This window comes from Nonomuraea basaltis, assembly GCF_005893125.1.
Lineage (GTDB): Bacteria > Actinomycetota > Actinomycetes > Streptosporangiales > Streptosporangiaceae > Nonomuraea > Nonomuraea basaltis.
In genome coordinates this window covers 1-8,786 of sequence record NZ_VCJS01000357.1, presented here as the reverse complement: position 1 = coordinate 8,786, position 8,786 = coordinate 1, and the positions used below count along the sequence as shown (strand labels likewise).

Genomic DNA, 8,786 nt, shown 5'->3' with positions numbered 1-8,786 from the left:
AGTACGCGAGATAAGGCCCGCCGTCAGGTTGTCCGTTACATCGAAGGGTTCTATAATCGCAAGCGTCTGCATTCGGGACTCGGATATCAGACTCCGCAAGAAGTCGAAGACCAGTACCTGACCCGGCAGTCCGCAGCGTAGGTCAGACCACCAGACGCTGTCCGGAATCTCCGAGGCCCCTCAAACCCACAGGTCCTGCAGGTGCTGGCTGCGCTGGAGCCGAAGCTGACCCAGGGCCAATACAGCCAGGACGCCACCTACCACAGCGCGATCATCAACGGGCCCGGGCACTGCGGCAAGACGTCGCTGTTGAAAATGATCGGCAAAGAATACGAACTGGCCTGGCGCGAGCACCACCCCGGCTATGCACCGCCGCCGGACGTGTCTCCGTCCGACTTCCGCGGCGACTTCCTCGGGGACCGGGTGCCGGTCGTCTACGTCAGCGTCAGCACCGGCGCCACCGCGGGCATGCTCTCCCAGGCCCTGGGCAAATTCCTGCACATCCCGAACCCCGGCCGCACGTCGACAAAGTGGACGCTGACCGACCCCGTTCTCGATGCTTTGGAGGCCTGCGGCACAGAGCTGCTGCTCCTGGACGATCTCCACATGCTTGACAAGATCCGCGATGGCGGACAAGAGACCAATGACCACATCAAGAACCTGGCCAACCATGCCGCGGTCACCATCATCGGCGCCGGGATCCTGCTGGAGCGGGGAAACCTGTTCACCGACGGAGCCCCAACCCGCACCCGCCCCGGCAAAGCGGGCACCGCCTCGAACGGACACGAGCGCGGCCGGGCCGGCCAGTCCGGCTCCCGCTTCGCCGACCTTCAGCACCTAGCCCCGCTTCCGATCACCACCCATGAGCAGCAGCGCACCTGGATGTCGCTGGTCCGCCACTTCGAGAGCAACCTGATCCTGCTAGAACACGAAAGCGACATCCTCACCCTGCGGCACTGGCGCTACCTGCACGAACGCACCTCCGGCTACATCGGCGCGCTGGCCATGCTGTTCAAAGAGGCCGCGCACCGGGCGATGGACACCGGAGTCGAAGCTCTCACCCGCGACATTCTCGACAGCGTGGTGCTCGGCCACGATGACGAGGTCGACTACGCCAAGACCAAGGCCCGCCGCCAGGCCGCTGCCCGTCACCGCGCCAAGACCGCTCCGCCCACTCCCGACCAAGACTCGGGCACCGGATGACCCTGCATGAGGCCGCGGAGTACGCCCAACCGGCGCCAGTCAGCCCGCCGCTGCGGCGGCTGGCCCTGGTGCCGCCACCTGCGGACGGAGAAGCGTTCCACTCCTGGTTCTTCCGCCTGGTCGAGGCTCACCACAGCCACCGCGACACCATCGCATCCCTGCTCGGCCTACCTACCTACACACCCCAGCGCTACACCCACGGCGACGAATTCATGGCCATCGAGTACGACAACTACGTTTTCGAAAATCTGCGGGATGCCACCGGCCTGCGCGCCAAGACAATGATCAGCATGTTGCTGATCGGCCAGGGCGGCCGGTTCATCGCCCACAGCTGGACCGGCAAAACCTCCGCCCGCCCCTGGCCCTGGCGAATCGACACCGCCGCTATCTGCCCGCGCTGCCTGGCCGGGCCCGACCCGATCTGGCGCATCGCCTGGCACCTGCTGCCCTGCGTGGTCTGCCCCATCCACCGCGTCTATCTAACCGGCTGGTGCCCGAGCTGCCACACCCGAATCAGCGTCGGCGACACCCCGCGCTACCGGCGCGAATGCAACGGACCGTTCGGCCCTCAGGGACGCATCGTCGGCGCCCGCAACTGCCGCCAGGAACTGGCTCAGATCCCTTGCCGTCCTCTCGGAGATGAGCGTCTGTTGCGCATCCAGCAGGACCTCATCACCCGGCTGCGGCGTCCACGTGATGGCCCCATCGAACCGACCAAGCTCCTTTGGGATCTCTATGAGCTGCTATTCCGCTTGGCGGTCTATTTCGGCACCCCGGAGATGCTGCCCACCGGCACCGACGCCCACCTGTGGTGGACCTTCCACGAGTTCTGCCATCTACGCGACCAGCTCGCCCTGACCGGCGGCCCCGCAGCCCGCGAGCTCTGCTCCGACGTGCTCTACTACCAGCCCGGGCCGCTGCTCAGCGCGGCCGCGATGCTCATCGTCGACGAACTCAGCTTCGCCGGCACCCTGCTCGACGCGCTGCGCTACTTCATGGACCAACGCCGCTACGACCCCTGGGGCGGCACCCTCTGGCACGAATTCTGCGACGACAACCATCCCACCGCGGTCACCAACCGGGTCCTTAACCACCTCAAGATCAGAAACGTCGACCCGGCGCTGCTCAAACCACTCGCTCTCTGGGAACCAGGCGCGCCCCACCACCTGCACCCGCCCGCGACTGTCGAAGATCTGGACTTGCCCGAGACCGCGCTGCTGCTGGCCGGTGAAGGCCTACGCCCTTGGCAGACGATCACAGGCGTCCGGTCCTCCTTCCAGTGACAACAGATCGTGATTGAGGCATAGCGGGGTGACGCAGCCCTTCCGAATGCGTGAAATCTTCGGAGGCAGTGCCCACATCCCGGCGATACTTGCCATCAAGATCAAATTGGCGGTGTGTCAGGAGGCGGATCGGTGACGGCGGACCTGGCGGGAATGAGCGAACGTGAGTACTTCGCCCACGTGGCCAAGCGGTTGGGCATGTTCGTGGTGGGGTCGAGGCTTGCTGGGGTTGAGGGTTTCCTGGACGGTTATGACCAGCACACGCTGCGTCATTGAGGTCCTGGTCTGAGCGGCTGGCGGGAGTGGCTGGTGGCTCAGCGGGGCCAGGACTGCAACCACGGTTGGCATGGGCAGGTGCGCCATATCACTCTCCCCGACGGGTGGGAGCAGTGGGAACTGACCCGTGAAGAGGAGGCCAAGGTCATCGAGGTCCTCTTCACACTGCTGGATGAGTTCCTCGCTGCCCGGGAGGCGTCGGCCGCCCGTGGTGCCTAGACCATGAGAAATGTCAGCTCATGATCGTACTCTTGGCGGCATGACCACCACGCAGACCGCGTCGTTCGATCTCCACGTCCATTACCGGCAGGCCTACCTCGCCGACGGATACGACGAGTTCCCGGTCGTGGAGGACCGTCCTGACAACCATCCTGAGCATCCCGTGGGAATTATCCGGGTGGCGGTGGATGACGGCAAAGCTCTCCTGATCACGGGCCTGCATACAGGGCCGGTTGGCTTCTCGGTGACTGTGGCTGATGAGGACCCGGGAGCGGACACCGACGAATACGAGGACATCGTGGAGATCAGCTTCTTGGCCAAGTCGGAATGGCTCCGCATAGCCGAATGGTCAGGCGAAGGAGATCATGGGCTACCCAAGTTGCCCTCGGGACCTGGGTGGTATCGGTTGCGATATCACGCCGTGAACATGGACGAAGGCGCCAAAGTGAACAGTTTGACTTCGCGACATGCCGTCGTCGACCGCTACCTGCTGCAGATCTGGCCACAACCTGAGTCCCCACCGCGCGCGGTCAAAAGCACGAGCCACCAGCTCGCCTACTGGTGCGGCGTGGACTGACGTCTCGACCGAGCTCCTTGGCACTCATCTGCCGCCAATCGTCGCGGGGCCAGCGAAGGACTACGCCACTGGGAGACCGTTGCACTCGCCCGGGTGACTTACCGGGAGAAGCTCACGGCATAGACGGGCAGACGGGACGTCGAACTTATCGGTAGTTTTCTGATCATGTCCGATGCCGACTTCACCCCCCTCCGCGTTACCTACCGGGCGCCCAAGCTCGGCCGCACTCAAATCCGGGACTGGGCAAGAGCGACCGGCTACCTGGTCAGTGGGCGTGGCCGGATAGCTCCAGAAATCACCGAGGCCTTCTTCGCCGCCCATCCCGAGATCCTCGAGGAGGCGAGCACGTTCGAGATGGTCCGCGCCACCGCGAGAACCCCCGGCGCGTCGCCGGAGAATTACGAGTGGCAGGAGGACAGCCCACTCGGGGACATCTACACGATCGTCTTCGTTCGCGGGCTCGACGAGCGTGAGGTGCTGCGCCGGCTCGGCGCCGCGGACGAGGACATCCGGCTGATCGACGATGGGGACCACTCCTGTCCGGAAGGACCTGAGGTCATCACCGTGAGGCGCATCGGGGACTGGACGGTCGCAATCGAGGACTGCGGCTGGCGCGGCCTGCAACGGGAGGTTTTGGGCGCCCTGTCGCGCGACGGCGGAGAGGCCGTGGCGGTGCACCGGCATGACTACGCCCAGCACCACGTCGCCTACGCCGTCGACGGCCAGCTCATCACCGACATCAACCCGGGGTTTCCCACCGACAGGCAAGGTGCGGATCCCGACCGGCTCAATCGTCACCTCCGTGAGCTGGGCATCGATCCGGCCGCCGACGACCACATCGACAACCCCATCCCGGCCGCCCTGGCAATCGCCAGCCGCATCACCAACGTCATGATCACCCCGCAGCACCTTCATCGCCCCGTACTCGGCGCCGCCATACCGGGTGCCTACTGAGCTGCTCATGGCTGATGAAGATGCGATCCCTAGAATGATCATCCGGCCGGACCTCGATACGAAGTCAGAGCCAGCTTCCACAGGCACAACGGGTGTGACTGTTCTTGGGCGGAGCCGCAGAAAGGTGGATCAGGGTGTTCGATGAGATCGTTGCTCACTACGACGACCTGATCGCCGAGATCGGGGACACCATCGCCTACACGGTGACGATCCCTGATTCCGGCATCCTCACCCTCGAAGAGGCCGTGCGCCGGATGGGGTTCGACCCGGCCGCACTGCAGGGCCCTGGACAACCGCACTCCGTCGGCAGCCTCTCCCTCCACCAGGTCGGCACTGGTATCGCCACCCTGTATTGGACCAATCCGACGCAAGAGCGCCAGCAGGTGACCGATCGGCTGGCGGGCGAGGGCTACCGGCACTGGCAGGTGTCCTACGACATGGCGTGCAACACCGTGATGTATGTCCGTTACGGGGCCGACGAGGGCTGGGTCGAACACCCCGAGCCAGCCCGCCTTCCCTTCACCCACTGGACGGAGTACCTAGGTCCGCTGATCGGCTACGCCGACTTCTTCACAAGCGGCTACGACAGCGAGGAAGCGGAGGCCGAGGTGGACATGACCGTGGCCTGTCTGACCGTGGTCGAGCTGGAAAGCGGCGTCCGGCTGGATCGGGAGTTGATGGACGGTCCGTGCACAGCGTTGCCGCTCCCTGAACCGGACTTCGCCCAGTTCCTTGACGCGCGGCCGAACCGGTCCGACCGAAGGTGAAGTCAGTACGGATGCGTCCGAACATGGTTCGGACCGCACTGTCACCTCGAATGTCGTTCGGGCGAGCTAATGAGATGTTCATCTAAATGACAGTGTCCAGGTCGGCTGCAGGCTCCGCTGTCATGTTCAGCGACGCCAGACATTGTGTCTGGCGTCCCTCAACTTGATAGTTCGGCGCGGTACTTGACAGTTGACCTGATAGTGAGAGCTCAAGATGACAGTTGGCCTCCCCCGGCGTCTGGCGCTGGTGGCCGAGCCACGGCCGGGTGAATCGTTCGCCTCCTGGGTCGATCGGATGGCGGTGCGGAACGGATGTCCACCGTGGACGATGGCCGAGGCGTTAGGGCTGGATGTAGGCGGGTCAAGCGATGTCCGTTCACTGGCGTACGGCGTCGTTACGACGGCGGAGACGTGCAGGGCGATCGAGGCTGCCACAGGCGTGAGCGCCGAGATCGTGCGTGGGATGCACCTGGAGGTGTTCGATGGCTCGGCCGTGGACCTGGCAGGAGTCCGCGTGGGCGATAAGGAGTCAGTCCGCCGGGCTGAGGGCTGTGAGTGGGTGCGGCTCTTCGGCAGCCGGGCATGCCCGAAGTGCCTGGCGGCTTCGAACGGAGTGTGGCCGGTCTGGTGGAAGCTGGGCTGGGCTGCGGTTTGTCCCGCGCATCGGATGCTGCTGGTAGATCAGTGCCCGAGATGCCGCGTTCACTTGCGACGGGGCGCGGCTGGTCAGCCGGGCCGTCTGTCTCGCTCACGGATGCCGGCTCCGTTGCGATGCGGCGCGCTCCTCAGCGGAGCCGTATGCGATCAGCCGATCCCACAGATCAACACGGGCGCGGTGAGTAACAAACTCGCCGATCAGCAACGGCTCGTGCTTGAGGTGGAGACGCGCCGCCGGCCTGCGCTGATCGCGGGCCAAGTGGTGAGTGCCGGTCAGTGGTTCGCGGTCTTAAAAGCGACGGCGATGCTGATCCGGCTGGGGGTGCCGGAGGTTCTACCCCTGTTGGATGCGGCCCGGGATGGCCAGGGCGCGCTGGCCGCAGAGGCTGCTGGGCAGCGGTGGAACCGGGCCTCGGCCCACTGAGCCCGGAGCCGTAGAGTGCGCCACGGCCCTCTACGCAGCTGCGGAGGGCCGTTCACGTGTCCAAGGCCGTTACCGCAGGTGGACGCAGGGGCGCCGGCGCCGGCCTGGCCGCCTCCCATATCACCCCCGACGCCCAAAGAGGGCTCCGCCGAGCCGCGCGGGCTCTGCTAGGTTTCGCTACGATCGTATTTAGATAGTTGCGCTACCCGGTGGGAGGCTCGGATGCGGGAGGCTATCGAGGAGCGAGAGTCGGCGGGCGCCCGGCTGCGGTTCAGCCGGAGCGAGGTGGCGCTGCTGGTCGTGGGTGTCCTGGCTGTCGTGCACCAGGTGGACCATGTGCTGCGGGCCGACCACAGCGGCTGGCCGTTCACCGCGAGCCTTCTCGTCTATCCGGTCCTGCTCGCGACTCTCCTGTTCCGGAGGAGGCCGTGGATCCGGTTAGGCCTGGTCGCGACGCTGCTGGTGGCCCTCCAGGTGACCCACATGTTCTTCGAGACACCCGCCGACCAGTACGGCACCTGGGCTCATGGGGTGAGCTCGGCCCTGCACGCCATCGGCAGGCCCAACCTCCTGGGGATCTCTTCACCCGCCCTGGGAATCGTCTCCGTCTCGGTCTCGCTCGTGCTGTCGGTGGCCCTCGCTGTAGTGCTGGTGCTGCTCACCGGCGAGGTTCGCAGGCTCCGCCGGGTGGGGCGGACTGCGGCGGTGATCGTGCTCGTTCTGATCCTTCTGACAGATCTCAGCTACGGCTGGGCCGCCGCGTCCACCGGGAGCGCGCAGTGGGCCCGGATGGTGGTCTGGCAGGGGTCCGACGTCCTCGATCACCAGCGGTTCCCGGCTCGGCCGGTCAGAACACGGCAACCGGCGTTCCGGTTCCTCCAGGCGCCGGGCGCCGACCGGTTACCCGTGCGGACGGTCCCCGTCCAGGAGGATGGCGGCGTCGTCGAGCGCGATCTGGCGGAGTTCCTCCGTTCCACCGGCACGACGGCGTTCATCGCGATCAAGGGCGGCACCATCGTGTCTGAGGTCTACTTCAACGGCTACCGGCACGACTCCACCTTCGCCTCGTTCTCGGTGGCCAAGCCGTTCGTCTCGGCCCTCATCGGCATCGCACTCGCCGACGGCCACCTCGGCTCCCTCGACGACCCGATCACGAAGTACGTCCCCGAACTGGCCAAGCGGGACACCGGATTCGGTCGCATCAACCTGCGCCACCTCCTCACGATGTCATCCGGCCTCGCCCACGAAGATCCCTACTACGCCCTCGACCTGCGAGCCGTGGCCTTGCAGGACACCAAGATCGAGAGACCGCCCGGCGAACGGTTCCGCTACAACAACATCAATACGATCCTCCTGGGCCTGGCACTCGAACGGGCCACAGGCCGCCCGGTCTCCGCCTACCTGCAGGAGAAGCTATGGGGCCCCTTGGGCATGGAGGCGGACGGCTCGTGGAGCGTTGACAGCGAGAAATCCCAGTTCGAGCAGATGCAGGCCGGTCTCAACGGCCGAGCCGTCGACTTCGCCAAATTCGGTGCCCTGTATCTGAACAAGGGCGTCTGGCAGGGCAGGCAGCTGATCCCCCGCGCATGGGCGACCGCCTCCACCCAGGCGGACACCACGACAGACCCCTCACCCATCTTCCAGTACAACTGGTGGACCAGGCCGAATTCCGGAACGCCCAACGACTTCTGGGCTCAGGGCAACCACGGCCAGTTCATCTACCTCGCACCAGAGCAAGACGTGGTGCTGGTCCGGTTCGGCATCGAATACAACTACACCCACTGGCCCGACCTACTATCCGGCCTGGCCCGCCGCCTGTGACCACACCCGGGTCACCGAGCGCCGGTGCGGCGCGACGCGCACGGCGCGGCGGGGGTGGTGCGGCGCAGCGTATGCGCCGCAATACCGCGTCAGGACAGCTGGACCCCGGCGTGCTGCCCGTCGAGCGCGAGGGCCGGATCGACCTGGTCGGGGTCATTGGTCGTGCGGTCCTGGCCGAACTGCTTCCCCCGCGTCGTCCCCGCATCAGCGTCCGCAAGGTCAAATCCCCCTCCCCCGCTACCACGCTCGTCCCCATAACGATGAACGTCCACTGACCAGCCAGAACATCACCGACGTTCGGATCGTTGTCCACTCGGTGAATCACCAACCTCAGCAGCTTCTGCGTGCAACTGTCCCAGTGGGCTGGCAAGGGCCTGATCTGCAAGATCGCCCGAGCCGTCTACGCCCTCACATCGGAACGAAATCCGGCAGACCAGCCCCAAACTGCAGAAATAACGCAGTTGACAGCCGTTCTCACGGGCCTGTCCAGTAAACGGTGTAACTCGATCTTGAATTAGTTCTATCGGGTGGTCGGGTTCAGGCGGCCTTCGAAGGTGATGGCGAAGGCGTTGAGAGCGGCTTTCCAGCGGGTGATCCAGCGTTTG

At 65.4% G+C, this 8,786-nt stretch carries 10 protein-coding genes and 1 pseudogene; all 11 read left to right on the top strand.

Annotated elements, in window-relative coordinates; all coding sequences use genetic code 11:
* Positions 1-201: 201 nt before the first annotated feature.
* The 11 genes and pseudogenes from EJK15_RS65035 to EJK15_RS64995 all read left to right on the top strand — a co-directional run bounded on the left by EJK15_RS65035 (position 202) and on the right by EJK15_RS64995 (position 8,456).
* Complete coding sequence (locus EJK15_RS65035) at positions 202-1,203, top strand: TniB family NTP-binding protein (RefSeq protein WP_171075342.1); 1,002 nt, start codon at positions 202-204, stop codon at positions 1,201-1,203.
* Positions 1,200-2,486, top strand: a complete 1,287-nt coding sequence (locus EJK15_RS65030; RefSeq protein WP_138720217.1) for a TniQ family protein — start codon at positions 1,200-1,202, stop codon at positions 2,484-2,486. Before EJK15_RS65035 ends, EJK15_RS65030 begins: the two co-directional genes overlap by 4 nt.
* A gap of 153 nt (positions 2,487-2,639) precedes the next feature.
* Positions 2,640-2,762 carry a hypothetical protein gene (locus tag EJK15_RS76965; protein WP_276615597.1) on the top strand — a complete coding sequence of 41 codons (123 nt, stop codon included), beginning with the start codon at positions 2,640-2,642 and terminating at the stop codon, positions 2,760-2,762.
* A 78-nt stretch (positions 2,763-2,840) separates the two neighbouring features.
* A complete protein-coding gene (locus tag EJK15_RS73865) occupies positions 2,841-2,981 on the top strand; it encodes a hypothetical protein (RefSeq protein ID WP_206062188.1) in 141 nt (46 codons plus the stop codon).
* 40 nt (positions 2,982-3,021) lie between these two features.
* The gene (locus EJK15_RS65020; RefSeq protein ID WP_138720216.1) at positions 3,022-3,558 is read left to right on the top strand and encodes a hypothetical protein; all 537 of its coding nucleotides are present in this window, start codon (positions 3,022-3,024) and stop codon (positions 3,556-3,558) included.
* Between the two features lie 165 nt (positions 3,559-3,723).
* Positions 3,724-4,512: a DUF6461 domain-containing protein gene (locus EJK15_RS65015; protein ID WP_138720215.1), complete on the top strand. Its 789-nt coding sequence runs from the start codon at positions 3,724-3,726 to the stop codon at positions 4,510-4,512.
* A 134-nt stretch (positions 4,513-4,646) separates the two neighbouring features.
* Positions 4,647-5,279: a hypothetical protein gene (locus EJK15_RS65010; protein ID WP_138720214.1), complete on the top strand. Its 633-nt coding sequence runs from the start codon at positions 4,647-4,649 to the stop codon at positions 5,277-5,279.
* 214 nt (positions 5,280-5,493) lie between these two features.
* Positions 5,494-5,943, top strand: a pseudogene (locus EJK15_RS78290) (TniQ family protein); the annotation flags it as partial.
* A gap of 171 nt (positions 5,944-6,114) precedes the next feature.
* Entirely contained in the window at positions 6,115-6,360 is a 246-nt protein-coding gene (locus EJK15_RS75905; protein ID WP_240778045.1) for a hypothetical protein, read from the top strand.
* A 222-nt stretch (positions 6,361-6,582) separates the two neighbouring features.
* A complete protein-coding gene (locus EJK15_RS65000) occupies positions 6,583-8,181 on the top strand; it encodes a serine hydrolase domain-containing protein (RefSeq protein ID WP_138720212.1) in 1,599 nt (532 codons plus the stop codon).
* 71 nt (positions 8,182-8,252) lie between these two features.
* Entirely contained in the window at positions 8,253-8,456 is a 204-nt protein-coding gene (locus tag EJK15_RS64995) for a hypothetical protein (protein ID WP_138720211.1), read from the top strand.
* Positions 8,457-8,786: the final 330 nt, after the last annotated feature.